Below are 26,106 nucleotides of genomic sequence, written 5' to 3'. Positions count from 1 at the left end.
CTGCCAACGTCTTCCTTCTCTCCTTCGCTTATAATTCAATACATCACATTGCGCAATATTACGTTTTGCATGTTGTGTCTTTTTGCAGGCATTGGACGCCATCAAGACCCCTCGCCGCGGCGCGACATGGAACGGGTCCCACCCTCATCGATGCAGGACATCCAGGTCGAGAAAGCTTCCGAAACTTGCGCCCGGGCGGCACGCGATGTCAGGCAATCCGAGCGCGCGAGCCAGTCACGGATCGGGCACCAGGCACACGAAAATGGCCCGCGCTGGATCGCGCGGGTCACACCCCCTGAGGGCGTCACGGAGCTTCTGAGAGACGACGTCAGACCCCTGCGGATCCGAAGACCCGCAGGGGTGTCTGGGTCAGTGACCCAGTCCCTGAGAGCACAGGTCGTCGTAGCGGCTGCGCGCGATCAGAGCCTCGGTCTCGAGGCTGTCGAGGGTCTCTGGATGGGCGTCTTCATCAAAGGCGGCGAGGTAGGCCTCGAAGGCCATGTCGGCTTGCATTTCGGCGAGGTCGATGGATTGTTCGAGTGTCATGATATGATCCTTTCCGTTGATCGTCGTTGGACGGATCGTGGAAAAGACCGGGGGCATGAGAGCGGGCTGCACCCGGCACGGGGCGGAATGAAATGGAGCACGACGGGGGCAGGTTTGTTGTGAGCGATGCCCCGCAGCGCTCAAGGCGTCAGCCGCCCAGAAACCTGCCCCCGGCGTTGCCGACCGCTCGACCCCGGGCTAGCGATCTGAAAGGCCAACAGGTCGACGGAAAGGCGCGCGGCGGTGGCCCTGACGTGATACTTCGTCCCCCGGACACATGACGTTGATCTGCGGCTACACCCACGCGGCACAGGGTGAGTTCGCCGCCCCTGGCAGCTTCGCCAAGACGACCCAGGCGCGGATTGCTCGACCGGCGGAAGGGGAGCGCTTGTCTCGCCCAGCGGGCCGCCAGTTCTTCCTGCGGACATTCGGTTCCGACTCGGGTTCGCGCGATGCACGTTGTCACTGAACAGAAAGATCAAAGCCGCATCTGCGACCTATCCAGCTTCCTACCCGCCACGGCGACGTCGTCCGGAATATGCCGCAACCTTCAGACACGGGTTTCGGACCCGAACCATTGTCGTTTCTTGAAACGAGAAAAAGCCAGACCGCCGGAGCGGTCTGGCTGTTGGCTTAGGCGGCGTCCTTTGGCCCCCAGGGGATGACGGCCTGCAGGGACAGATCGTCCTGGTTCGCGGCCTTGCCGAGGTTGGCGTTGAAGCCGTGGTCGCGAATGGTCAGCGTGTAGTAGTCGGCGCCGGTCTCCTTGTTCTGTTTCTTCCAGATGCCGCCGCACTCGACCAGCTTGCCGCGCGGGGAGCGGCCGAGGACGCGGTGCGTGGGGGCCATCGGGTTCGCGCTTGCGACGGGTTCGACCGTGATGTCGAGGTCGAAGGTCAGGGTCGAGATGGAGCCGACCCCCTTGGCGGTTTCGATGTCGGCGCTGGTGAATTTGATGCAGTTCGTGGTCATTGCTCTTCTCCTTGTTTGCGTTGCAATGATGGTCACCTTGCAGCTGGCCAAGGCCCGGCCACACCGCAGGCGGAGCGCAGCGGAGAGGGGCAGGCGCCGGTCTTTTTGCTCCGCGAGGAATGGCCCGCAGGGGCAAGGGAAAAAGATCGGCGACAACCTTTGTGGACGGGGCGACAGCTGCGACCAGCATGTCATGCAACTCAGACAAAAGGAGAAGAGCGGTGGCGGCGAAGGAAGGTAGGGGAACGGCCGAGGGAGGCGCTGCAGGGCGGGCGATGTCTTCTCTGTCCTCTTGCCCCGATCCGAATCCCGACCAGTCAGAGCTTTGCTGTCCCTGCCTCACGTGCCACGACGGCTGGTTTCCGTGGCAACCCGATGTGTGTTGTCTTGAAGCGCAGCATGGAGAACGTCGAAGCTTCGACAACCTGTTCGGATCACCGGGATTTCGAACTGACCCTCTACGGCAACCCGATAGCTTGGGTTTGCACAGCACGACCATCACCGGCCTTCTGCCAGCTTCGGTCAATGCAATCCGGCGGTCGTCGGACATCGTTTGCGACCCATGATCGCGGCGCGGAGCTGCGTGTCCGGCAAAGCGAGGACCAACAGCGGCCGAGACGCGAGGTACGTGATCACTGATGTCACACGCCCGCCCCAGCGACCGTTACCGAATGGCCGAGATGAAGCGTTACCACGACCGTGCGACGGCTGGTCGGGCTGGCTCCGGAGGAGACGGCGCGGCCAGCGGCACGTCGCAGGGAGAGGCGGCGTTTCAGCTCGGGGAGGGCGGCTGCGCGCAGCCGACCGAGTAGGGCGCGGTCCTGACCAAAGGGCAGGAGGGGCCAATAACACTAAAACCTAAGATTTGCGCATCACAAAACCCTAAAGATCGTTCGACACATACACCTAAATCATGTACGACGCTAAAACCTAAATCTCGAACGGAGCCGAATAATTATGCCGAGTGCCGCAGAGAAGCTTGCAAGCTCCTTGGAAGAGCTCGAGACACTACAGTCTGGTGGTTCGATTGCCATTCGCTCCAAAGACATGTCACGCACTCACCGCGAACGGCTGCTGAAGGCAGGCTTCCTGAAGGAAGTCATGAAGGGCTGGTACATCCCATCACGCCCCGATGAAAACGCCGGTGAGAGCACAGCATGGTACACATCGTTTTGGGGATTCTGCGCACAATACCTGTCAGATCGGTTTGGCACTGACTGGTCTCTGTCTCCTGAACAGTCCCTCATCATACATGCTGGAAACACGACAGTTCCTGCTCAGCTATTGGTAAGAGCGGTCAAGGGCGGAAACTCTAAGACCGATCTGCCCCACAACACGTCGCTTTTTGAGACGCGCGCAACGATCGCGTCAGATGAGGCGCTCGAAATCGTCGACAATTTACGCCTATTCTCCGTCGAGGATGCCCTAATCCTCGTTCCCGAGGTCTTCTTCCAAAACCATCCGACAGAAGCGCGCACTGTGCTTGCTATGATGCCGGATGCCTCACGGCTGCTTGGCAAGCTGTTGGACGGGGGGCACACGCGAGCGGCCGGCAGGCTTGCTGGTGCTTTTAGAAGCATCGGGTCCGAAAAGGTCGCAGACGAAATCCTTGCGGCGATGAAAGCCGCTTCGCATGACGTTCGCGAGATCAACCCCTTTGAGCAGTCGATTCTTGTGCCAAACGCCGGGCGGATCACCTCGCCCCACGTGCATCGCATCCGCTTGAAGTGGGAGAGCATGCGCGACGATGTTATTGATCTCTTTCCAAAGGCCCAACCCATCACCAATGACATCGACGCCTATCTCAAGCAGATCGACGAAATCTATGTCACGGATGCGTATCATTCGCTCTCCATTGAGGGCTATCGTGTCTCGCCGGAACTGATTGACAAAGTGCGTTCGGGGACCTGGAACCCAGAAACAGATGAGCAAGACCGAGCGCTGAAAGACGCCCTTGCAGCGCGTGGATATTGGGAAGCATTTCAGAGAGTGAAGGAAAGCATTCGGGCAGTTCTGGAAGGTGCTGACGCGGGTGAGGTTGTTGAGCGCGATCTGAGTGATTGGTATCGCAACCTATTCGCACCGTCTGTCACAGCGGGCATCCTGAAGGCCTCTCAACTTGCAGGCTACCGATCGTCCCCTGTGTACATTCGGCAATCCCAGCATGTCCCAATGAGTCCTGAGGCAGTTCGAGACTGCATGCCGGTCTTCTTCGACCTACTCAAGGCGGAAGATGACCCGACTGTTCGGATCGTCCTTGGACATTTCATCTTCGTATTTATCCATCCGTTCCTGGACGGGAACGGTCGAATAGCGCGCTTTCTGATGAACGTCATGATGGCCGCTGCCGGGCAACCATGGACAGTCATCAAGCTCGAACAGCGCGCGGCTTACATGGCCGCTTTAGAGACAGCGAGCGTGAGGGAAGATATTCGACCGTTTGCAGCTTTTCTGGCCGAGACAAGGGCAGCGCAATGACAAATAAATATGTTCTGGTCATGGGAAGCGCCAATGACGCCGAACGCCAGCCATTCAAGTTCTACATTTGAGCGAGTCCGACGATGAGAAACACTCATTCTGCAGCTACCGTTAAGACGCCAAGCCTGATCGACATCGCTGAGTTGCGCGTCTAGCTCATGCCAGTAACCCTAACCCCAATACGGCAGAAAGATTGTTGGTCGGGCTCCACTTGGACGATTGAGGACGAGGACCAGCTTGCTGAGCTCCTGGCCCGCGTCGCAATAGGTCAGTCGCGAACAGTGGAGCGCATATTGCGCGCCACAGGCGATTTGCCCGCGCGCTATCCCAAAGGCGGTTTCGAAGGTGCGCGAAAGCTTTTGACCGTCGGCACTGGCGACAAGACCTACCATCGGGATGGTTGGGTTTTTCAGGTCATTGCGTGGATCGCCGCTCACCGTTTCGACGATGAGGCTCTCATACGGGCTCCACAGATGATTAAAGCGGACAAAGGGTTGGATGGCCTCATTATTGAGTTCGACAGCGACGGCATTGCCCATGTTGTCATCTGCGAAGAGAAGGCGACCAAGAACCCTCGGAACCAAGTTAAATCAAAGGTCTGGCCGGAGTTTGAGCAGTTTGAAACAGGCGGACGAGACAACGAACTCATTGCGTCGGTAACTTCGCTACTTGAGGTATCCAGAGACCCAGACCCCGACGGGACTGTTGCCGATATTCTATGGAATGAAAAACGGGCATACCGCGTGGCGGTGACCGTTGGTGGCAAATATGCATCGGCAAAGGGACGCAAGGGCTTGTTCGAAGGGTATGAGAAGTCTGTACTGGGTGACGTAGCACGCCGGCGCGCCGAAACCTTAGTTTTGGAAGACGTTCGCGACTGGATAGATTGTGTAGCGGAGAAAGCGCTCGTCAAGATCGACAGTGCCGAGGCGGCAGCCAATGTATGATCCCGCAACGTCCGAACTCATCAGGTCCACCCCAGACTTGCCCGACCTGGACCGCGAAGGTTTGCCTGACCGACTTGCACGTGCTTTCGCCGAGATCGTATCGGCAAGGGTACTGCTTCGCGAGAGTGAAAATGGGGAAGAGCTTCTCGAGGACACAATTCGATTTGCACGCCGGTTGGCGCAGACCAATGAAGCATTGGTAGCCATTAATCCCGATAGAGAAAACCGGGCAGCGGCAGGCTTTGTTGCCGCAACGGCTTATCAGTTGGTTCATCAAGCGATCGCTCTACGGGACTCGGACCAGCCAGTTTCATTTGTATCGCCGAATGCGATCAGTCCGGATGTTTCGGCAATGCTCCTGTTCTTGGTAGCCGGGGCATCGGCTGATGCTGCTGAGGTGGCAGACTCTATCCGCATCCCGAGCGGCGATTGGCTGCAGTCGGAACTGATTCTTCACTTGATCATGCTCGCAAAAGGACAAGTTGGTCGTATTCGGAATCGAAAGCGACCGCCCCAAGACCGACTCGTCTCGGGTACCGGTGGCGAGCGAGCCAATGCAGCGCTCTACTATCGACTCTTGCGAGGTGTGCGAGCCTTGGCCTTCGTGCTGCAAGGGCGTCGAGTGAGGGGGATGGTCGATCCAATTGCAGTCTTCTCTGAAGTAAAGTCGCTCGCCGCCGGCGCATCAGATCTGGAGGATACATTCCCCGAAGGTGCAATCGCTGTCTTTCCCGGACCGTTCCATTTGGCCAGTCTCTTGATCGCTGCAGGCTCCGCCCTGATGGAAAGCGCCGTCGTTAACCTACCGCCTCCGGATGGCGTACCTGAGGATCGTTGGACCGAGGCCATGAAAACGGTTGCCGAGACGCGCCCGTATCTGTGGCGTAATCACAAGGACGCCGTCGCCCAAGGGTACCTCAAGATTGGCACATCTGCTGCGATAGGGTTCCCCACTGGAGCCGGGAAGTCGACGACCGCACAACTCAAAATTCATGCAACTTTGTTATCCGGGCGCAAGGCGGTATTCCTAGCTCCTACGCACGCTCTCGTTGATCAGACAGCACGGGACCTGCGCGGTGCATTTCCGCGGGCAACCGTTCGCGGTGAACGTATGGACGAATTCGGGTTTTCTGGGGATAGCGACGAGTTGCCGGACGTCATGGTGATGACTCCAGAAGCCTGTCTCCTTACCAGTCATATGGAACCAGAGCGGTTTGATGACGTCGGTCTTTTGATCTTCGATGAATGTCATCTGATGCATCCGAGCACTGACGGAGACCGGAGAGCAATCGACGCGATGCTATGCATCTTGGGGTTTACCCGCGTTGTACCGGACGCCGATATCGTCCTGATGTCGGCTATGATGAAGAACACATATGAACTGAGCGGTTGGCTGGCGGAGCTGACAGGTAGAAACTCTCTTGCTCTCGACAATGCATGGAAACCAACCCGGCAACTAAGGGGATGCGTCGTTTACGATGAAAAGAGACTTGCTGACCTGCGAAAACTCTTGCGGAATGCTCGCGCAAAAAGCTCCACTGCGGGGGTTCCTGCTGCGGTAAAGCGCAAGCTGACGGCAAAACCAAACGCGTTCTTCAGCGTGAAGCAGACATGGGCGTCACAGGTTCGCCGCGACTATGCTCTTGTACCACTCTTGAACGAAACACTTCAGCTTTCGACAAACAAGTTCTGGAAAGTGACGCCCAACTCCGGTGTCGTTGCATCTTCAGTCGCTGCTGCAGCCGCTGGAGCAGGGCTACGAACTCTCGTCTTTTCTCAATCCATACCGAATGCCTTTTCTATATCAGAAAAGGCTGGGGCAGCACTTGATGAGTGTAGTGTCGAACTGACTGAAACTGAGCAGCGTCTGTATGAGATTTCCGTCGATGAAATGGGTGGTGCTGATCAGCTGTACTTGACTCTAGTGGATGGAAAATTGGCATCCCAGGCTGCGACCCACCATGGACAATTGCTTCCTGAGGAGCGCCAATTGGTGGAGGCACTGTACAAGCGCCAGGGTACGTTGGCGGTGCTCGCAGCAACCCCGACGCTCGGCCAGGGTATGAACTTGCCTGCGGACCTGGTCATCATTGCGGAGGACAGCCAGTTCGACGCATCTTCCGGTCGGAAGGACCTTTTGAATCCAGAGGACCTGCTGAACGCAGCCGGCCGTGCCGGGCGGGCCGGTGAAAGCGCAACCGGTATCGTTCTAGTCATTCCAGGCCAGGTCGTTGGCCTGGACGATGCAGAGAACAGGATCGGTTCAAGATGGAGTAGGCTGCGAGACATATTTGGGCAAACCGATCAGTGTTTGGTATTGGACGATCCATTCACGGCCCTGATGGACCGCATCCACGACAGCGCAACAGACATCGGTGACCTGGAGCGCTACGTCGTCGCGCGCTTGGCTGAAACTGATCAAGGCGACGATGGAAAAGTGGACATACGACTTGGCCTCGCTAGGAGCTTCGCGGCTTATCGTAAACGTCAAGATGCGGATGAAGACTGGGTTGAGAGCAGAACCTCCGCAGCCCTTTCACTGCTGAAGAGTGATGACGGAGACTTGCCCGTCGAGCAGCTGTCTTTGCGCAACACTGCATCCATGTTGGGGTTGCCGGAGGATATCCTGGACGACATGTCAAAGGCGCTCGACATGCACGGTTTTCGAAACTTCGAAACAGTCGACAGCCTGTGCGATTGGGTCTTTGAGTGGCTGATGGTTAAACCGCAATACCTCGTTCGCTTGGTTAAGTTGGAAACCCTAGAGTATCTCTTCGGAACGGAAATCAAGAAGCTCAAAGATGATCGTTCCCGTGCATCCTTTTCTCTTCCGAAGCTTCGCGCAGCCTTGCAGGACTGGATGAACGGCGCACCTCTCATGCAAATTCAGAAGCGGCTTTCAGACAAAACACGCGACAAAAAACGTTCTACCAGTGCCCGAAAATTCGTGATTAGGCTTGTTCCTGATCTCGCCCATCTCATGGGGGCGCCGCTTCAAATCCTTCAGGGTCATGTCAACGTGCATTCCGAGGAAAAGACGGAACCGTGTACAGCGATGGCGTTCGCCAATCGTTGCGTGAGGCGGGGATTTTCAAATGCTGAGATGGCCTCGTTTGGATCACTTATGTGGTCAGCCAAATGGTCGCGGCGTGAAGTCCATCGACAATTCGCAGATATCGTACCCTATCTCAAACCGGCTGCGGTCGGTGAATCTCAAGAGGCATTGGAAGCACGCGTGGAGTCCGCTTCTGAAAGCGAACTAAATAATCGAGATCTGGACGACCTCATCTAACCAGCAAGATTGGACGGCTCGACAACTTCCAGCTCCGGCAGATCCCGCAGGCTCTGCAGATCGAAGGTCACCAGGAAGGTCTCCGTGGTTACGAAGGTATGCGGCGCGCCCGGCCGCGGCGAGCGCGGTCCGCTGGCGATCAGGTCCTTGTAGCGCAGCCGGGCCAACAGGTCGCGGCTGACCTCCTTGCCGAAGATGTCGGCCAGGCCCGCCCGGTCGATCGGCTGATGATAGGCGATGGCGCAAAGTAAACCCATCTCCATCTCGGTGAAGGCAAGCGACTGCTCGCCCAGATCGGCAGCAGCCTTGATCGCGTCCGCGAACTGCGTCCTCGTTCGGAACATCCAACCGCCGGCCACCTGCGCGAGTTCGTAGGGACGACCGGTCAGCTCGGCCTGGATGTCGTCGATCACCATCTCGACCGAGGCTCCCTGCCCTACCACGCGGGCCAGCTCGTCGCGGCCGACCGGCGACGCACTGGCGAAGAGCACCGCCTCGACCCGACCCATCCATTCGCGCCAGCGGAGCTCCTGCGGGAGGTCGTCGAGCTCCCGGTCAAAGACAGCGCCGCCCTCCTTCGCCGGTTTCCGTTTCCTGGTCGTGGTCGTCATGATGCGATCCCGTAGAGCCGGAAGGTCGGTCGTCCAGTCAGTTCCCGTGCAACTCCGAGCTCGACCAGCCGGTCGCAAAACCGCCGCGCGGCGCGGTCAGTCATGGGGATCGAGGTGCCGCGAATGCAAGGAGACAGCATCGACGCAGGCGCCACGGCATCCTCGGTCAGGAACAGCGCGACCGCCGCGTCCGATCCTTTGGCCCGTAGCTTCGGCGCAACGGCGCGAAGGGTCTCGGCGCGTCGGGCCAGATCCCGCGCCACCCGGATCGACTCTTCGATAGCCTCGAGGACCCGCACCTCGACCGCCAGATCGGCCCCCTGCCCTTCTGCAGTCAGGTCGCGCAGAACGGCCTTTGTCAAACGCTGCGCAGTCACAGGCAGCACCTGCTTCCAGTTCAGCGCCCGCGCAAGGACGACGTCCGAGAACAGGCAGGCGGTGCGCTCTGCCCGGTCGTCGGCCTCGAGCACGGCGCCCAGGGCTGCGACGCAACCCGACAACGGACCATGGGTCCGTGCGCGTTCCAATCCCACGTCAAGCCAGACACCCACCTCGCCCGCATACTCCGCTCCAACCAAGTCAGCGATCTCACCCGGGCGCGCCCGCGAACTCTCGCGCCAGAACACCAGAAGATCGCCGTCGGGCCCCCGCGCCTCGCCGGGTGGCGTCAGATGGTAGGCGTCGCGGATATCGGCCTCCCGCGCCAGGCGACCTTCCAGTTTCGAGGTGGCGGTTGCGGCTCTCAGCGCCAGTCGATTGGCGAGCAGCTTCACCGGCACGCCATACCGCGGATCGGAAACCAGCTGATCGAGCACCGTCAGCGCGGCTCCCGACCGAAAGGCCACAGTTTCAAGGGTTTCGACAGGACCGGAGGTGACCCAGGACGGCATCCGGGGTAAGCTATCAGGGTCGCTGTCGAAGGTTGAGCGGGCATATGTCATGCCACAACACTATCTTGCGGCGGCGCTTTTGGCTACCATATAGTGTAGAAACCGCCCCTCTTTGCTGAACCGTTATATGTCCAATAAGTTTGCATTATCGGACATAAAAAGATATGCTGCGAGACAGTTCAATTTCATCGCTGGATTCACTGGAAATGGCCGCAGAGGACGAGAAATCGACATCATCAAACTCTGGTGCGTTTAGTATCGCTCAGGACGACGAGATAGATCAAGAAAAAAGCGACGATATCTCCCTACCCGCCCACGTCGCGGGCTCCGGCAGCCTGGATCGCCTCGTCGATACGGCCCGCGACTATGCCCGCGCCGCAGCTTCTGACAATACGCTGAAGGCCTATGCCAAGGATTGGGCGCATTTCGCCCGCTGGTGCCGGATGAAGGGCGCCGAGCTGCTGCCACCGTCACCCGAGATGATCGGGCTTTACCTAACGGATCTAGCGTCCGGTTCTGGGCGCTCCCCTGCCCTATCCGTCTCAACCATCGACCGCCGCCTGTCCGGTCTCGCCTGGAACTACACACAGCGTGGTTTTTCCCTCGATCGCAAGAACCGGCACATCGCCACGGTGCTGGCCGGGATCAAGCGCAAACACGCGCGCCCACCGGTGCAGAAGGAGGCCATCCTGGCCGAGGACATCCTCGCGATGGTCGCCACCCTGCCCTACGATCTGCGCGGGCTGCGGGATCGGGCGATCCTGCTGCTGGGATACGCCGGAGGCTTGCGCCGCTCTGAAATTGTCAGCCTCGACGTGCACAAGGACGACACGCCGGACTCGGGCGGCTGGATCGAGATCTTCGACAAGGGCGCCCTGCTCACCCTCAATGCCAAGACCGGCTGGCGTGAGGTCGAGATCGGACGCGGCTCGAAGGATCAAACCTGCCCCGTGCATGCGCTCGAACAATGGCTGCACTTCGCCAAGATCGACTTCGGTCCAATCTTCGTCGGCACCTCACGCGATGGCAAACGCGCCTCAGAAACCAGGTTGAACGACAAGCATGTCGCGCGCCTGATCAAGCGCACGGTTCTGGACGCTGGCATTCGGTCGGACCTGCCTGAGAAAGACCGCCTGGCGCTGTTCTCCGGCCATTCGTTGCGCGCCGGTCTCGCCAGCTCCGCCGAAGTCGACGAGCGCTACGTCCAGAAGCAGCTTGGCCACGCCTCGGCCGAGATGACCCGCCGCTATCAGCGGCGCCGCGACAGGTTCCGGGTAAACCTGACCAAAGCCGCCGGTCTCTGAGCCCCTGCCCTATCACGCCGCCTGCCCACTGAGCCTACCATAGAAGCTGCGCTCGAGATGCAGCTCCCCTGCCCCGGCTTTCTCGACCATGCCGCGCAGATATCCGCCCGGCGAGGAAACCTCACCGGCACTGTGCTTTTCGAAGACGAGCGCAAACGCGGCCGTGGCCACCTGAGTGCCCATTCGGTCCTGCGCCACGTTCCAGGCATGCTCCGAGATCCCGATCATCGGCCTGAGTTGCCCCGCAACCCGGTGCAAATCGCCCCAATCCTTCAGGAATCCACCCATATTGCGCGCCCATGACGCGAATTCCGGACAGGCCTGCATGATTGTCGGCAGGTCGAGCGCTGTGCGCTTCTTGCGCACCTCGGCAACCCAGTCTTCCAGCTCCCTGTCAACCCGCTCTTCGGGTTGGGCATTGGGCACCACACCCGCCGCTTCCTCTTTTTCAGAGGAATTACTAGTTACAGGATTAAGTTGATTTGTAATTAGTATGTGAGGGTCAGAAATGACCTCCCTGGGGTTCATTTCTTGAGTCTTCTTCGTGACTTGGGTATCGTTATCACCGGTGTTTTCCACAGGTTTCACCGCGCCAGTCGCTTTGAGATAGGCCGCCTCAACCCGTTCCTGGAGCTCCTTGAACCATGTGAGTAAGCGCACCAGCTGTTCAGAGGCTTCGTGTCGGCGCGGTAGCCGGTCGAGAAGCTCCTCGAAGAGACCCGTGAATTGCCTCCAGGGCCCACGCAGCGCGCTGCTGAGAGCTGCCTCGATCCGGGCTCGGATCATCCGGCGCGCCACAGTGATCTGGCGCTTCAGGCGCTGGCAGAGTTCGCGCTCGGCCTGCAACTCGGTATGAAGTCCCTCGAACTCCTCGACACGGGCGGAAAGCGGTGACAGATCGAAGCCATAGGCCTCGACGATACGCCCCTCAGCGTCCCTGCGGCCCCACCGCTTGCCATTGGGGCTATCCTGGAAGGAGATCACGCCGATCTCAGCAAGACGCCGCGCGTGGCGCTTGAGGGCCGATAGCGAAAAGCCCGTCTGCTCCATCAGATAAGCGTTCGACGCCCAGACGATCGGACGCTGCCCCTCCTCCCAATCCTGGGCCTGAGTGAAGGCCCCCAGGGTATCGAGGAGCATCACGTCGCCTGCCTTTAAGCCGATATGTGCCCCCACGCGCTTGAGTGCCACGAAGGCCCGTGTTTTGGGTACTGCTACCCGTTCACCGGCTTGGGCAAGTTGCTCAGCCGTAGCCAGCCCGGCCGTTGCTTTTCGCCACCCTGAGCGTTGGCTTATGTTGGACATAACTCTCTTGTTCTGAGACATGCCTGTCTCAGCCGCTCCTTGTGGAGCATCACTAAATTTTTCCATCTTTATGCCAGCGACAAAGAAATCCCGTTCGCTCAGAAGCGTTTTCTCTTGTGTGGTGATTCGTTGGCTGCTAGATTCTAGGTGTCTAATCTAAGAATTGCGTTCTGCGCAGCAGCCCTCGAAGCTCCGGTTTCGGGGGTTTTCTTTGTTTGCCGTTCCTCCTTTCTGCTCGTCCTCAGTTGTCATCCACCGAATTTACATCTGTAAATTCGGCATAGGATTTTTTGATTATCTCTGCGAGATTGCTCTCAAGCCAGGTTGCAAACTCAGCGTTTGTGCCGGACTTCTTGACTGACAATGACAATGCTCCGCGGCCAGCTCTGATAGTCACGCCTTCCAACGGCGTCATCTCTCTAACCCCACTCGACGTCTTCGCACCGCGCTTAGTCGCTTCCCTAATGAGAAATTCGAGGCGATCATCCGAACCCGATGAGGCGCTGATTCTGGCCAAGATATCGAGCGCCGCGCGTTCAGTTAGCTTCTTTGAGAGAAATAACTCAGCCAGCTCCGTCCATTTTGGACGCCCGGACTTTGGTGCCGCGCCAATCAGGTCGCCGATCTTGATCGGGACGTTTTGTGTTACCTTTGTAAGGTGCGAATGACCCGACGCAGAGAGATTGAGAACCTGCCGAACAGTTGCCGCGTCGTGGCCCGCTGTCTGGATGGCCACGGCGAACCGCGCCTTCTCGTAGAAAGAGAGGTTTCGGCGCGCAGCATTTTCCAATCCTTTCGCCAGCAAAGCTGTAGCATCGTCGATATCTTGGACGTTCGCGCGAACCTTGATGCCGAGTTCGCGGCAGGCCTTTAAGCGCCGCCGCCCATAAATCGCCTCGAAGCGCCCTTCAGCCGCCTTTGATCGCCTAACGAGAATGGGCACTTGCTGACCACCTTCTCGGATGCTGTTCTTTAGTCCTTCGAGGCTCTCGTCATCGTCTTCGACGTTTACAGCTGTAAACTCTTCAAGGCGATCTACTGGCCCCCAATCGTCGATCATATTGGGATCAATTTCTCGGATAGATGCCAGAGATCCTTGAAGGGCCCCCAAAGCCGGAGCACTGGTCTTCGACGGCCGTTCTGACGGCGCCCCGCCAGAACGAGCGATCGTATTTGCAATTCCGGACATATCGCGAAGTGATTTCCTAGCCATTACTTACGCCCCCACGATTGTTGGATCATCGTTTCGACTTCATGCCCCACAGCATCCATGGAGCCCTTAGCGCGGTCATATGTGGCCCGTGTCATTTCGGAACGGACCACCTCATAAATCGACTGCTTTAGCATGGTCGCGTCACTGATTGCTGTGCTCTTCAAGGCGGTTGCCGACATGACACGGTCTTGAAACAAAGCCCGCATGAAAGACGTTAGCTGCTGAGAGGGAACGTCCGTCGGTTCGTCTCGCGTGATCAGAAATTTGAAGTGATCATATTGGAGAGTTGCGCCAGCATCCTCGATCACACCCATATACGCTCCTGCTAGTTCAAGAAACTGAGCAGTTGACGAAACGTCCAACATCGATGGCGTTAGAGGGACAATCAAAGAACTAGCGGCAGCCATCCCAGCAATGGTCAAGAAACCAAGCTGTGGCGGGCTGTCCATCAACACCAGATCAAAATCATCTTCTACCTGTGCCAAAGCATTTCGGATACGAGTAAAGAATGGTTGGTCTGGGTTCGAATGAACGGCCGACTCAGTCTCAAACTCGGACAGCATCAAGCGGGACGGCGCAATCGAGAGCCCTGGAAAGTATGTTGGAACGACGACATCAGCCATGTTCACCGGCTCGTCGTAGCGGATCGCATCATAGACAGTCAGTCCATCGAACTCGATTTCAGGGCTGATCCCGCACATTGATGTGAGAGATCCCTGAGGATCCAGATCAACAACCAAGACCCGATAACCTCGAAGAGCAAAGTAGTGAGCGAGGTGGACGCTCGTCGTGCTCTTACTGGAACCACCTTTGAAATTCATCAGCTGCCAAACTTGCAACTGCTCCTCTCCCGAGCGGCGAGGCAGATAACGGCCTTTCTTCCGAGAGGTCTTCTCTAGAACTTCGCGCGCGTCCCATATCTCTTGGGCTGTGTAGTAGCGTCGGCCACCCCGGATATCGTCAGGTTCAGGGATTGTGCCCTCAGCGTGAACCTTTCGCATGAACTGTCCGGATACTCCCAAGAGCTCAGCGGCCTCAGGTGCCGAAAAAGAGCGTAGCGTCTTCGTGTTGTCTGGGGCAAAAGCAGAGAGCAGATGTTCCCTGATGGCAGCGTTGAGTCGTTCGGAAATCTCCGTTGCAAGAGCCGAAGGGCGCTCATTTGCCAATGGTGTCACAGGAATCATCTGGTTGCCCCAATTTCGAAAATGTGGCCTTTTTCGCGCCACTTGGGGATAAAAGCAGTGATTCACGCGGCTAAGTCAAGATTTTTCCTCTATATAGTGTCTATCAACGCTTGAAGAGACTATATCCACGACCGCGATCTTGGTCGATTTTACAGCTGTAAACGAATTGGCGGAGGCAAGCCCCCGCCAACTTTGGCTTAGGCGGCGTCTTTGGGGCCCCAGGGGATGACGGCCTGCAGGGACAGATCGTCCTGGTTCGCGGCCTTGCCGAGGTTGGCGTTGAAGCCGTGATCGCGGATGGTCAGCGTGTAGTAGTCGGCGCCGGTCTCCTTGTTCTGCTTCTTCCAGATGCCGCCGCACTCGACCAGCTTGCCGCGCGGGGAGCGGCCGAGGACGCGGTGCGTGGGGGCCATCGGGTTCGTGCTCGCGACGGGTTCGACCGTGATGTCGAGGTCGAAGGTCAGGGTCGAGATGGAGCCGACGCCCTTGGCGGTTTCGATGTCGGCGCTGGTGAATTTGATGCAGTTCGTGGTCATTGCTCTTCTCCTTGTTTGCGTTGCAATGATGGTCACCTTGCAGCTGGCCAAGGCCCGGCCACACCGAAGGCGAAGCGCAGCGGAGAAGGGCCGACGCCGGTCTTTTTGATCCGCGCGGAATGACCCGCAGGGTCAGGGGAAAAAGATCGGCGACAACCTTTGTGGACGGGACGACAGCTGCGACCAGCATGTCATGCAACTCAGACAAAGGGAGAAGTGCGGTGGCCGCGAAGGAAGGTGGGTGAACAGCCGAGGGAGATGCCGCAAGGAGTAGGGATCGTCTTCTCACCCATCCAAACTTCAAGACTCTTTGAAGACCAAAGCCGTCAGATCATAAATCGATAGCAACGGCAGGGCATTCGCCCATCCTTCCGTGGCCTCACAGGGGCGTTTGCGTTCGCATTCGGAGATGCAGGCGTCCAGATACCATCGAGTTGCCAGACACTCATCCGCTCTGGTGCCCGACAAATGGCCAGGCCTGGCTATGAAATGCTTCGCGTGCCGCTGTTATCCTCGGACCAATGGACGTGTCCTGAGCCAGAGATCAAAACGAAGTCATAGCGTGCTCAACAACTCGATTGCATGTGCCAGTGGTAACGCTCGAATGTCCTTCGCGATGGGAACCTCATGCGCACCGGCATAGACCAGGAGCTTTCGGTTGGCTCCAATGTCCTTGGCCCCTGTGTGAAATCCTCTCGAAACCTTCGGTGCAGTCGTTCGTTTGATCTCAACAGCCCAGATGTCACCGCTTGGCAAACGCAAAACCAAGTCGAGTTCAGCACCGGCCGAAGTGCGATAGAAGAAAGGTTCGGTGCCTAAAGGGGCGGCAGCAAGAAGCGCCTCGATACAGAACCCCTCCCAACTGCCACCGACGACCGGATGCCCGAGCAAGCCCTCTGTCGTGCCGATGCCCAACAACGCATGCACGATCCCGCTGTCTCTCACATAGACCTTTGGCGATTTCACCAGACGCTTGCCGACATTCTCGTGCCAGGGCTGCAGGCGTCTCACCAGCATGAGATCGACGAGCAGATCGAGGTAGCGCCCAACGGTCTGGCCGGACACGCCCAATCCCTCGGCAAGGGCCGCGGCGTTCAGAAGGCCGCTCTGGACATGCGCAAGCATCGTCCAGAACCGCCGCAAGGTCGCTGCCGGAATCCGAGGTCCGAGGGCAGGGATGTCTCGCTCCAGATAGGTGCGCAGGAAGTCCAGACGCCAGTCCATACTTGCCCGATCGCTCGCGGCCTGAAAGCTGTCGGGAAAGCCGCCGCGCAGCCAGAGCAAGTTCAACTGATCGGCCCCCACCTCGTCAGGCTGCAAGGGGGGCATTTCAACATATCGAACACGACCGGCGAGGGATTCCGCCGTTTGGTGCAAGAGGATATTGGAAGCCGATCCCAATAGCAGGAACTGTCCCGTCCGAAACCCGGCCCGCCGACGCTGATCGATCTGGCCGCGCAAAGTTTTGAAGAGGTCAGGCATCTGCTGTACCTCGTCGAGGATGACGAGTTTGCCCGCCTGTTCGTCCAGATAGAGATCTGGTTCAGTCAGGATTTGCCTGTCCGCCTCACGCTCAAGGTCGAGATAGACAGACGGGCGCTCTGATGCGATGTCGAGTGCAAGTGTTGTCTTTCCGACCTGTCGGGGGCCGAGAAGGACCACAGCCGCTTGGCTCTCCAAGGAAGACTGAACGAATTGTTGGGTCTTGCGTTTGTACATACCTTGCAATTACTCCACGATACGGAAGATTTGCAAGTTTAATCTCTCGAGACCTCGGGTTGCCGCCCATAAATCTAGTCTTGGTTCACCTGCACGCTAGACAACAATGACCTCAGAAGCGGACATTTGAACAAGGCGCGACGAGCAACAGTTCAGAGCCCTAACCGCTGGAAACGGCACGAATTTCGAATGTCCGCACTCGGGCAGCTCTCAGAAGCGTTCACCAAGAAGGCGATAGCACCAGAAAGGCTCCTCGGTCTCGATCGCTCGATTGAGCCGGGCCGGAGAGAACCCGGTCGCTCGGCGGACCGCGCGCCCCATGTGGGACTGGTCGGAATACCCCACTTCGATCGCGATTTCCGCCAACGATCGCCCCGCCGCATTCGTCGCGCATTCATGAAGCCTCTCGAATGCCGAATAGAAGGCCAGGTTGCGTCGCGTGTGGCCGGAAAAGCGCATGATCCTGCGTTCGATGCTGCGAAGGCTACGCCCGCCCCCCGAAAGCGCCGCCCGCGTCGCAAGCGCCTTGGACCAGTCCGCCACGCGAGTGACGGGCTCCCAGCCCTGCGGGCGCGCCTTGCGCCAACCGCTTACCAGTGTTGTGCAGAACCTGTCCCATCCGTCGGCGGCATCGCTTTCGGCATCAAAGTTTCCCAAAGCCTCATCGAAAATGGGCAACATTGCTTGATAGCTGTCATCACCCCCAAGCCTGCGCCACGCGTCCGGATAGACTCCGACTGTCAAGGCAACGACGCTCCCCTCCGACCAACTGGTCACCGGCACATCCTGCGGCGCCAGTACGGATGACCGTGGAAGGCTCGGAGCCTCCGAGGCGGTCCGCCAGCTGGTTTCCGGCGGCAGAATGTGCAGCGTGCCGTGTTGAACGAGTGTGATCGCAACAATCGGCGAGGCCGGAAAATGGTTCAGCCTGTCCGCAGCCGACAAATCAGCCCCCCGAGTATCGCGGAAGATCCCCGCCATAAGGCATCCCGAGAGGCTGGTCAGCGGCAGAAACAACTTTGAGGTTGGCGGCATGCCGGGCTCCTTTTGACGCAATCTTTCTATATTTCCCAACGCCGTTCGAGGCAACTAAGGCCAAATCCACCACTGAGGAAATCAACATGGTCAAATTGGTCTATTCAGGTCCGCTCTCCCTTCGCCTGTGCAGCCTCGCCAAACTCAGCCAGATCGCAATCGCAACGTCGATCCGACACGCGTTCGGGCGCAAGATGGCCGAGGATTGGGACGCCAACATGGAAACCGGCATCCGATTTGTCCGCCACCAGTTTTCAGCGGCGATGCGCCATCGTGACATCGCGCAGGGGCGCAGATTGTTCGATAGCGTTCAGACGCAGACGGATGATGTCTACGACGTCACCTCCACCGTTTCGCGGGGGGTCGATGGGCGGTGGCATGTCCCAAGGCACTGCGATAGCGAGGCCGTCCTGCTGTATTTCCACGGTGGCGGCTATACCTTCCACGGCGGGGTGAGCGACCGTTTCGCACAGATGCTGTCGCACCACTCCGGCGCCAGATTGTTTGCGCCCGACTATCGCCTGACGCCCGAGCATCCCCATCCTGCACAGGCTCAGGACGCCATGGCCGCGTGGGATCATCTGACGGCAGAAACGCCTGCGGAAAGGATTGTCGTGATTGGCGATAGCGCGGGTGGGCACATGGCGCTGATGTTGCTTCAGGCACTCAAGGATCAAGGCAAACCTCAGCCTGCACTGTGTATCGGGCTTTGCCCCTGGACTGACATCGGCGACCGGGGTGCAAGCCTGCGCAACAATAACGCCACCGATCTCGTGCAGGGTTGGATGGCGCTCCAGTTCGGCCGCTGGCTCGATCCCGATCAGGTATTCGGGCGCGATACCTTGTCTCCGATCTGCTACGACTACAGTGGTCTTGCCCCTCTATATTTGCAGGCCGGCGGGCGCGAGGTTTTGCGCGACATGATCATTGAATTTGCACAGGTTCAGAAAGAAAACGGCGCCAAGGTGATGCTCGATCTGTGGCCGGACATGCCGCATGATTTTCAGGCCTACGATAGCTTGACCGCGTCATCAACGGCAGCGATTGGCAGAATAAGGCAGGCAATTGATACCTATCTATTTGCAAGAGAACCACTTGCCGAATTACCCGGAATAACTGTCGTTCAAGATTTGGGCATCTCCTGAAGTGGAGGGTCGACGTTCGAGAACAGCCATTTGCGCAGCCGCAGCGAAAGACCACTCCGTCCGCAGTCCGGTCATCGTCACGCCTCAGACCGAACGTCCGCTTTCAAACCACTTTGTCGGAATGTACGGGGCCTAAGCCCCGATCCTCTTGATGCGGATCCCGAGCTTGCGGGCCTTGTCGACGATGTTCTCGGTGATGCCTGAACCTGGGGTGGCGATCAGCCCTTGGGGCATGGTCTCGAGCATCTTGTCGTTGCGCTTGAAGGGAGCGGCCTTGCCGTGGCTCTTCCAGTCGGGTTTGAAGACCACCTGGGTGATCCCGCGGGTATCTGCCCAGCGGGCCGCGATCATCTCGGCACCTTTGGGCGTACCGCCGTGCAGCAGCACCATGTCGGGATATTTCGCATGGGTGGCATCGAGGACGGACCAGATCAGATCGTAGGCGTGATAATCCCCGCCCGAGAAAGCGATCCGCGTGCCTTCGGGGCAGTGCACCTCGGTCTCTTTGCGGCGCTTGGCCGAGAGATAGGCCCGGCTGTCCACCACGGCGGAGGTCAGGCCGCGATGCGAGACGCGTGAACCGGTGCGGGGCAGCCAAGGCGAACCGGTGGCGGCCGAGAAGTGGTCCACGGCCAGATCGCGCATCTGTTCGAAGGCGTCACGATGGTCCCAGAGCTTCAGCCCGACCATCTGGAGGCGCTCGAGTTCGACCGAGGCGACCTCGGAGCCGTCCTGGACGGCCAGACTTTCCCGGAGCTCGAATTCGTTGTCATCGAGGAGCTTCTGGATATGGGTGAGCCGGCGATGGAAGATCGAAGTGAGGGACCAGAGCATCTCTTCGAGATTGTCTTCCAACTGGCTACCGGTAAGGAGGCCAATGGTGGTGTCAAAGAGGGTCGCCATGGCGAGCTCGACCTCGTCGGGCTGGGGCAGGGGGCGATGATCAGTCTCGCCGGGCCCGGGCGTTGCGCCGTGAAGTGCCAGGTGGTCGAGGATGGCGGAGGTTACGCCGGTTTCCTCTTGGATGTCTGTCTGATGGGGCATTGTCTGGTTCCTCTGTTTGATCTGACCCGATTTGGATGGGGCGATACCAGGACCGGCGGCGACCGGGCCGCATCCGTCAGGATCGGAGCGCAGCGGAGAATGCGCCCAGGGCCGGAAAATTGTTCCCGCGAGGAATGGCCCGGAGGGGCAGGGGAATTTTCTGGTGCGGGGCGCATTGCTGCCCGGGCGAGGAGCACTCTGCTCCGACCCGCCGGTCCATCGCTCCCCTTTTCCAAACGGGATCAGATCGAACCTGCGGACCCTTTGCCCAGTCGGACATCCCCGCGGAGGTTGGCGGTCAGCCGTCCTCGATCTCCAGACCTTGTGCCTTCATGGCCTCGAGCAGGGAGCGGCGCAGCGCATCCTTGCCAAAAGCCCGCAGATCGTCGTTGAAATCGCCCATGTTCGGCACGAGATCACCACAGGCAATTCCATTAGATTCCAATTGGTTACGCAATCTCGTTGATGCGTTACGTCCAGCTTCGTCATTGTCTCGCGCGATCCAGATGCGTGTGATCCCCGGTGGCGGGATGAAGAGGCCGAGATGGGTGGCGGTGAGACAGGAGGCGAGATCGAATTCTGGCAGGGCGGTTCCGACCGAGAGGGTGTTCTCGAGACCTTCCGCGACGATGAGATCAGTACGCCCGGTGCCCGACCAGAAACGGATGGCATGGCCGTGAAGCTGCCCGAGGATCCGCTTGGGGCTCTCGATCGCGGCCAAGCTGCCGGTGGACGGGTCGAGATAGACCCTTGCGCATCCGGTGATCTGGCCGCGAATGTCGGTGATCTTCGCCAGCAGGGCAGGGGCTCTTTGCGGCGGATCGGGATCGTCCTCGCCCTGCCGCAGGAAGACCCGCGGGTGATAGCACAGGGCCGGGCCAAGACGTGTGATCCCGCGACCTTGCAGATAGGAGACAGCCAGGCTGCCAAGAAGTGGCTTACCAGCGCCGAAGAGTTTGCGCGCCCGCGCGATGCGTTTGCTGGACGCTGCCTCCGGGCGCTCAGCCCTTTGGGTGTCTCGAGGTACGGCAGGGCAGGGGGCCTCGCCGAGAAAGGACCGGGCCTCCCTCAGCGTTTCTTTGAGCGTGACCGACCCAAGCCGTTCCTGCAGCAGGTCGATCAGGTCGCCATATTCACCCGTCGCGAAATCTTGCCAGGATCCGGCCTTGCGCTCACCTTGAGCTTGCAGACGGATGGCGAGGCTTTGGCCCTTTGCACCGGACGTGTCGCCGACCTGCCAATAATTGCCCTGCTTACGACCCTCGGGGAAATACTGGCGGCAGAAACTCTCGGCACGGTCTGCCAGAGCGGCCGAGAGGTCTGCGATGCTGCGCCGCGCGCTCATGCGGCGACATCCGCTGCGCTGGCACCCACCGGGTGCTCAGCCAGAACCCGCGCCAGCACGTCAGTGCCATCCACTGGGATGAACACCCGAGTCTTCCACTGGATCACCTCGGCAAAACAACCCATCGCTTTCAGACGGGGCAGGGCCGCGCCCGACGCGCCGATCAGCTCAAGTCTCGGCTGTCCCATGACCAACGACCGGCGCAACTGGTAGCCGCCGAGGAGGTTCAGGGTCGTCCTGGCTTCCATCACCGCGCTGAGCACTTCCTGCGGCGACATCTCGATCTGACAATCGAGACCAAGGCGTGAATAGACATTCAGGAGCTGCTCCTGACTGACGAGACGGCCGATAGCGCGCTCCCCGTCCTCGGCCTGCAGGCGGTAAATGCGCATGTTGTCGGCAGGAAGCCGGTCCCAGATCGGCAGGAGGAGGCCGCAGATCAGCGTGATCTTCGATGTGGTGAACTGCGGCACCGCGTCGACCTCAGCCTGCCAGAGCTGTTCGAACATCGCATCGTCTATCTCTTCCCAGTGCGATTTCGAGAACTCGGTGAGGGCGAGGATCTCGGTCGCCATGGGCCGTAGCAGTTTCACCCGCAGGATCGGTACGCCATCCTCATCCATGAAGGCCGGCGCCTTCACCATCAGGGCCGCGCGTTTGGAGGTCTTGTTCCAATAGAGCGTCGCGCCTTTGTTATCAGCGCAGATGGCTTTCACGCGGGACAGGGTGAGCGGATCGTTTCGATCCGTACGCTCAACGGTCAGGGCGGTGGCCGTCGCCCCCGTCGCCTCATGTTCGAAGATCACCTTGCGGTCGACGATCTCGAATTTTTCGGCGCGCAGGGTCTCTAGCCCGACGTCCAGCGTGCCAGCCTGCCGTGCGTCCTCGATGATGGCCGAAAGTAACCCGCCGAAAGCCTCGAAGATCGCGTCCTGCATGTCGATCCGCAGTGCCAGACAGCGGTTCAGGAACTGCTGGATAGGCGGCAGATTCTCTTTCATCGTGCCATCCGCCTCATCGAGTGTCAGCCCGGTCATCTCCTGGAACCTGGCATATGAGCAGGCGTCGATCTTGCCCGCCCGCAGCTTGTAGAAGAACTGTCGCAGCGCCGCGCGTGCGTAGGGGCTCTCAAGATTGTCCTCGGCGCGGAACATGTTCTGGCCGCCGGTTTCGCGCTGCCCCTTGGTGATCGCCCCGAGCGTGTCGAGGCGGCGCGCGATGGTGGAGAGGAACCGTTTCTCACCCTTCACGTCTGTTGCGACGGGTCGAAACAGCGGCGGCAGCGCCTGATTGGTGCGGTTGGTGCGCCCGAGCCCCTGGATCGCATTGTCGGCCTTCCAGCCGGGCTCAAGGAGGTAATGCACCCGCAGGCGCTGGTTCTTGGCCCCGAGATCGGCATGATAGCTGCGCCCGGTGCCACCGGCATCGGAGAAGATCAGGATGCGCTTGGCATCATCCATGAAGGCCTGGGTTTCTCCGAGGTTGGAGGAAGCGGGACGCTTCTCGACCTTGAGCCGCCCCTCCCGCGTCTTCACGATGCGCCGTTTGCGCCCCGTGACCTCGGCCACAGCCTCCCCTCCGAAATGCCAAAGGATCTGGTCGAGAGCACCCTGTACTGGGGCGAGGGCACCGAGATGCTCGACAAGCTCGTCCCGCCGCCGCTCCGCCTCGCGGCAAATGATGTGATTGCCATCGCCATCGACGGCCGGGCGCGAGCGCAGATCCCCGCTCTCGTCGGTGTAAGGCTCGAAGAGCCGCGTCGGGAAGGAATGCATCAGGTAGTCCATGATGTTCTCGCGCGGCGTAAAATCGACCTGCAGATCATCCCACTCCGAAGGCGGGATCTCTTCGAGACGCCGTTCCATCACCGCCTCGCTGGTCGACACCACCTGGATCACCGCCGAATGTCCCGCCGCCAGGTCCGCCTCGATGGCGCGGATCAGCGAGGGGCATTTCATGGCGGTGATGAGGTGGTTGAAGAAGCGCTGCTTGTTGCTCTCAAACGCCGAGCGTGCGGCGGATTTGGCCTGAGGGTTCAAGGTGCCTGTCTCAGACGAAATGCCAGAGGCTTGTAGGGCAGCCTCAAGGTTGGTGTGGATGATCTGGTAGGCATCAGCGTAGCTGTCGTAGATCGCGACCTGGGCGGGCGTCAGCTCATGGACCAGCATCTCGTATTCGACCCCGGCATAGGAGAGGGACCGCGCGAGATAGAGCCCAAGCGCCTTCAGGTCGCGGGAAATCATCTCCATGGCGGCGATGCCCCCGGCCTCCATCGCGGCGACAAATTCTGCCCGCGTCACGAAGGGGAAATCTCCCGTGCCCCAGAGACCGAGGCGCGAAGCATAGGCAAGATTGCCAACGACCGTCGCCCCGGTGGCCGAGACATAGAGTACGCGGGCGTCGGGCACGGCGTTTTGCAGCGCGAGGCCCGCAAGGCCTTGTTGAGAGGCCTTTTTGTCGCCGCGGTCGGACTTTTCGCCGGCGGCATTGGCCATGGCGTGGCTTTCATCAAAAGCGATGACCCCGTCGAACCCCTCGCCGAGCCAGGAGGTCACTTGCTCGAGGCGGGCAGCCTTGCCCTCACGTTCAGCCGAGCGCAGCGTGGCGTAGGTAACGAAGAGGATGCCCTCGGGCAGGCGTATGTCGCTGCCTTGGCGGAATTTTGAGAGCGGCACGATATCGCTTTCACGCCCGCCGAGCGCCATCCAGTCGCGTCGCGCATCCTCGATGAGCTTGTCGCTCTTCGAGACCCAGACCGAGCGGCGACGCCCCTGCAGCCAGTTGTCGAGAATGATACCCGCGACCTGTCGCCCTTTACCGCATCCAGTGCCATCACCGAGGAACCAGCCCTTGCGCAGGCGGAAGGCGCCTTCGTCACCCTCAGCCGCTGCAATCAGTTGGCCTTCGATCTCGCCACGCTTGAACAAGCCTTTGAGATGCGTCTCGTGTGCATTGCCCGCGTAGATCACGCTTTCGAGCTGCGGCGCAGAGAGGAGACCGTCTCGAACGAGGGTCTTCGGCAGAACGGGGCGGTAGCTCGGCACGGGCGGCGGCACCGAGGCCATGGCGGCGGATTGCACAAGTGCTGTCGGATGCTCCGCCGCGCCGTCGATCCGGATCGCCTGCAGGTCATAGACCTCGTAGACCGTGTCCTGCAACGTGCCATAGGGTTCGCTCCAGGCTTTTGGCAAGTAGTCGAGCGGGGCCGTCTCGATGTCGTCGAACGGATGCTTCGCGCGTTCCTCGGCGAGCGCACGGGTTTCTTTGCGTGCTGCGTTGCGCAGGGCGTGGAGGTTGGTGCGGGTCGGCTGAGACGGGACCGAAAGGGCCGATGTGGTGGGGCAGGGCGGGGGGCTGCGGCGTTCCGGGCAATGGGCGAGTACTACGGAGAGAAGATCACTCGTGGTCGCGCAGATCGGATGATAGGCGGCGTCAATATCAGCCGGTGCGGTCTCTTCAGCACCAGCCGCGCGCTTATCGATTACCGTCAACCGCGTGTCGATCGTGGTGCCATGCCGTGCGAAGACCTTGCCGTCGATGGGGGCCGAAAACACGACATCGGCGCTCTGGCCGATCCGCTGAAATGTCGACTGGAAGGATTTCAAAGAGGGACGGAAGCTTTCGCCGGTGATGACGACAAGCCGCCCACCAGGCGCGAGGCGTGCCAGGGCGGAAAGCACATGCTGACTGGTCGCTTGCCTAAACCGGCCCTCGACATGGTTGGCAGCGGAAAACGGCGGGTTCATCACCACGACCGAGGGCGTGATCGAGCGATCAAGACGATCGTCGATCGAGGCAGCATCGTGGTCAGATACGGCGGCATCGGGGAACAACTGCCCCAGTAGGGCGCGGCGCGTGTCGGCAAGTTCATTCAGCGCCAACCGTGCACCAGCGATCTTTGCAAAGATGGCCAGCATGCCCGTGCCCGTCGACGGCTCGAGCATCAGGTCGTCGTCCCGAAACCCGGCGGCCTGCGCGACGATGGCCGCGAGGGGCAAAGGCGTGGAAAACTGTTGCAGACGGATACTGTCTTCGGAGCGGCGCGTGTGAGACGGGGCCAGAGCCGTGAAACGTTCGATCATGGTGAGGAAGGCCTGCGGCGACAGTGCCTGACGCTGCATCAGCGCGCCGTAGCGCGAGAGTATAAGGATTTGGGCGACCTCGGCCGCCTCATAGGCGTCTTTCCAGACCCAGGCACCACTTGTGTCACTGGCACCGCAAGCATCTTCCATCGCGGCGCGAAGTGCGGCGGCGTCGATGGACCTGCCTGCCTCGAAAACGGGGACGAGGATTTTCGCAGCCTGCATCAGGTTTTGGGCGAAGCGTGGGGCATCCGGCAGGGCAGGGGCTTCGGGCTCGGTTGCAAGTTGGACGGAATGGGGGTGAGCGTTCATCGGCAATCTCCGGGGTTGAGGGTTGGCCCCGAGCCCCGCGTGCACTCTCTCACCCGGGAGGGGTCACCCCTCCCGCCCTGTCTCTCACTCTTTCATGGCCTCGAAAACTGAAGTCTTGGCAGCGAAAACTTATCCACAAAATCTGG

At 59.7% G+C, this 26,106-nt stretch carries 18 protein-coding genes; 5 read left to right on the top strand and 13 right to left on the bottom strand.

Features of this window, described 5'->3' with window-relative positions; all coding sequences use genetic code 11:
- Positions 1–369: 369 nt before the first annotated feature.
- Together BUC08_RS24875 and BUC08_RS22710 are read right to left on the bottom strand one after the other, a co-directional pair.
- Positions 370–546, bottom strand: coding sequence for a hypothetical protein (locus BUC08_RS24875; protein WP_169741859.1), 177 nt, complete (start codon positions 544–546; stop codon positions 370–372).
- A 633-nt stretch (positions 547–1,179) separates the two neighbouring features.
- A complete protein-coding gene (locus BUC08_RS22710) occupies positions 1,180–1,518 on the bottom strand; it encodes a DUF736 domain-containing protein (RefSeq protein WP_008335621.1) in 339 nt (112 codons plus the stop codon).
- A 957-nt stretch (positions 1,519–2,475) separates the two neighbouring features.
- Here BUC08_RS22710 and BUC08_RS22700 point away from each other — a divergent pair.
- The 3 genes from BUC08_RS22700 (at position 2,476) to BUC08_RS22690 (ending at position 8,235) form a co-directional block, all read left to right on the top strand.
- A complete protein-coding gene (locus tag BUC08_RS22700; protein ID WP_009827239.1) occupies positions 2,476–3,996 on the top strand; it encodes a Fic family protein in 1,521 nt (506 codons plus the stop codon).
- A gap of 293 nt (positions 3,997–4,289) precedes the next feature.
- On the top strand, positions 4,290–4,943 hold the full coding sequence (locus BUC08_RS22695; RefSeq protein ID WP_224769587.1) for a hypothetical protein: 654 nt from the start codon (positions 4,290–4,292) through the stop codon (positions 4,941–4,943).
- A complete protein-coding gene (locus BUC08_RS22690; RefSeq protein ID WP_037930934.1) occupies positions 4,936–8,235 on the top strand; it encodes a DEAD/DEAH box helicase in 3,300 nt (1,099 codons plus the stop codon). Before BUC08_RS22695 ends, BUC08_RS22690 begins: the two co-directional genes overlap by 8 nt.
- On the opposite strand, the gene scpB is transcribed toward BUC08_RS22690, so the two are convergent.
- Positions 8,232–8,846 (bottom strand): SMC-Scp complex subunit ScpB, encoded by a 615-nt coding sequence (gene scpB / locus BUC08_RS22685; protein WP_037930937.1) that lies wholly within the window; start codon positions 8,844–8,846, stop codon positions 8,232–8,234. The two genes, BUC08_RS22690 and scpB, sit on opposite strands and share 4 nt — an antisense overlap.
- A complete protein-coding gene (locus BUC08_RS22680; RefSeq protein ID WP_037930940.1) occupies positions 8,843–9,787 on the bottom strand; it encodes a DUF1403 family protein in 945 nt (314 codons plus the stop codon). Before BUC08_RS22680 ends, scpB begins: the two co-directional genes overlap by 4 nt.
- Positions 9,788–9,942: 155 nt before the next feature.
- Between BUC08_RS22680 and BUC08_RS22675 the strand changes: the two genes are divergently transcribed.
- Positions 9,943–11,040: a tyrosine-type recombinase/integrase gene (locus BUC08_RS22675; protein WP_037931022.1), complete on the top strand. Its 1,098-nt coding sequence runs from the start codon at positions 9,943–9,945 to the stop codon at positions 11,038–11,040.
- 12 nt (positions 11,041–11,052) lie between these two features.
- Here BUC08_RS22675 and repC read toward each other — a convergent pair whose 3' ends face one another.
- The 6 genes from repC to BUC08_RS22640 all read right to left on the bottom strand — a co-directional run bounded on the left by repC (position 11,053) and on the right by BUC08_RS22640 (position 18,032).
- A complete protein-coding gene (gene repC, locus BUC08_RS22670) occupies positions 11,053–12,345 on the bottom strand; it encodes a plasmid replication protein RepC (RefSeq protein ID WP_073194562.1) in 1,293 nt (430 codons plus the stop codon).
- Between the two features lie 241 nt (positions 12,346–12,586).
- Complete coding sequence (gene repB / locus BUC08_RS22665; protein ID WP_268794421.1) at positions 12,587–13,534, bottom strand: plasmid partitioning protein RepB; 948 nt, start codon at positions 13,532–13,534, stop codon at positions 12,587–12,589.
- A 23-nt stretch (positions 13,535–13,557) separates the two neighbouring features.
- Positions 13,558–14,742: a plasmid partitioning protein RepA gene (repA, locus tag BUC08_RS22660; protein ID WP_037930947.1), complete on the bottom strand. Its 1,185-nt coding sequence runs from the start codon at positions 14,740–14,742 to the stop codon at positions 13,558–13,560.
- 197 nt (positions 14,743–14,939) lie between these two features.
- Positions 14,940–15,278: a DUF736 domain-containing protein gene (locus BUC08_RS22655; RefSeq protein WP_017470241.1), complete on the bottom strand. Its 339-nt coding sequence runs from the start codon at positions 15,276–15,278 to the stop codon at positions 14,940–14,942.
- A gap of 555 nt (positions 15,279–15,833) precedes the next feature.
- A complete protein-coding gene (locus BUC08_RS22645) occupies positions 15,834–16,997 on the bottom strand; it encodes an ATP-binding protein (protein ID WP_037930949.1) in 1,164 nt (387 codons plus the stop codon).
- A 210-nt stretch (positions 16,998–17,207) separates the two neighbouring features.
- Positions 17,208–18,032, bottom strand: a complete 825-nt coding sequence (locus BUC08_RS22640) for a helix-turn-helix domain-containing protein (RefSeq protein ID WP_037930951.1) — start codon at positions 18,030–18,032, stop codon at positions 17,208–17,210.
- Between the two features lie 86 nt (positions 18,033–18,118).
- Here BUC08_RS22640 and BUC08_RS22635 point away from each other — a divergent pair, with 86 nt between their 5' ends.
- Entirely contained in the window at positions 18,119–19,177 is a 1,059-nt protein-coding gene (locus tag BUC08_RS22635) for an alpha/beta hydrolase (protein ID WP_051694670.1), read from the top strand.
- Between the two features lie 132 nt (positions 19,178–19,309).
- Here the strand turns inward: BUC08_RS22635 and BUC08_RS22630 are convergent, their stop codons facing one another.
- The 3 genes from BUC08_RS22630 to BUC08_RS22620 all read right to left on the bottom strand — a co-directional run bounded on the left by BUC08_RS22630 (position 19,310) and on the right by BUC08_RS22620 (position 25,960).
- A complete protein-coding gene (locus BUC08_RS22630) occupies positions 19,310–20,221 on the bottom strand; it encodes a DUF2493 domain-containing protein (protein ID WP_037930954.1) in 912 nt (303 codons plus the stop codon).
- A 298-nt stretch (positions 20,222–20,519) separates the two neighbouring features.
- Entirely contained in the window at positions 20,520–21,566 is a 1,047-nt protein-coding gene (locus tag BUC08_RS22625) for a DUF7146 domain-containing protein (RefSeq protein WP_037930956.1), read from the bottom strand.
- A complete protein-coding gene (locus BUC08_RS22620) occupies positions 21,563–25,960 on the bottom strand; it encodes a strawberry notch-like NTP hydrolase domain-containing protein (RefSeq protein ID WP_037930959.1) in 4,398 nt (1,465 codons plus the stop codon). Before BUC08_RS22620 ends, BUC08_RS22625 begins: the two co-directional genes overlap by 4 nt.
- Positions 25,961–26,106 lie beyond the last annotated feature (146 nt).

The sequence above is a fragment of the Pseudosulfitobacter pseudonitzschiae genome (genome assembly GCF_900129395.1).
GTDB lineage: Bacteria > Pseudomonadota > Alphaproteobacteria > Rhodobacterales > Rhodobacteraceae > Pseudosulfitobacter > Pseudosulfitobacter pseudonitzschiae.
The sequence above is the reverse complement of the archived record's forward strand: the minus strand, read 5'-3'. Positions and strand labels throughout refer to the sequence as shown.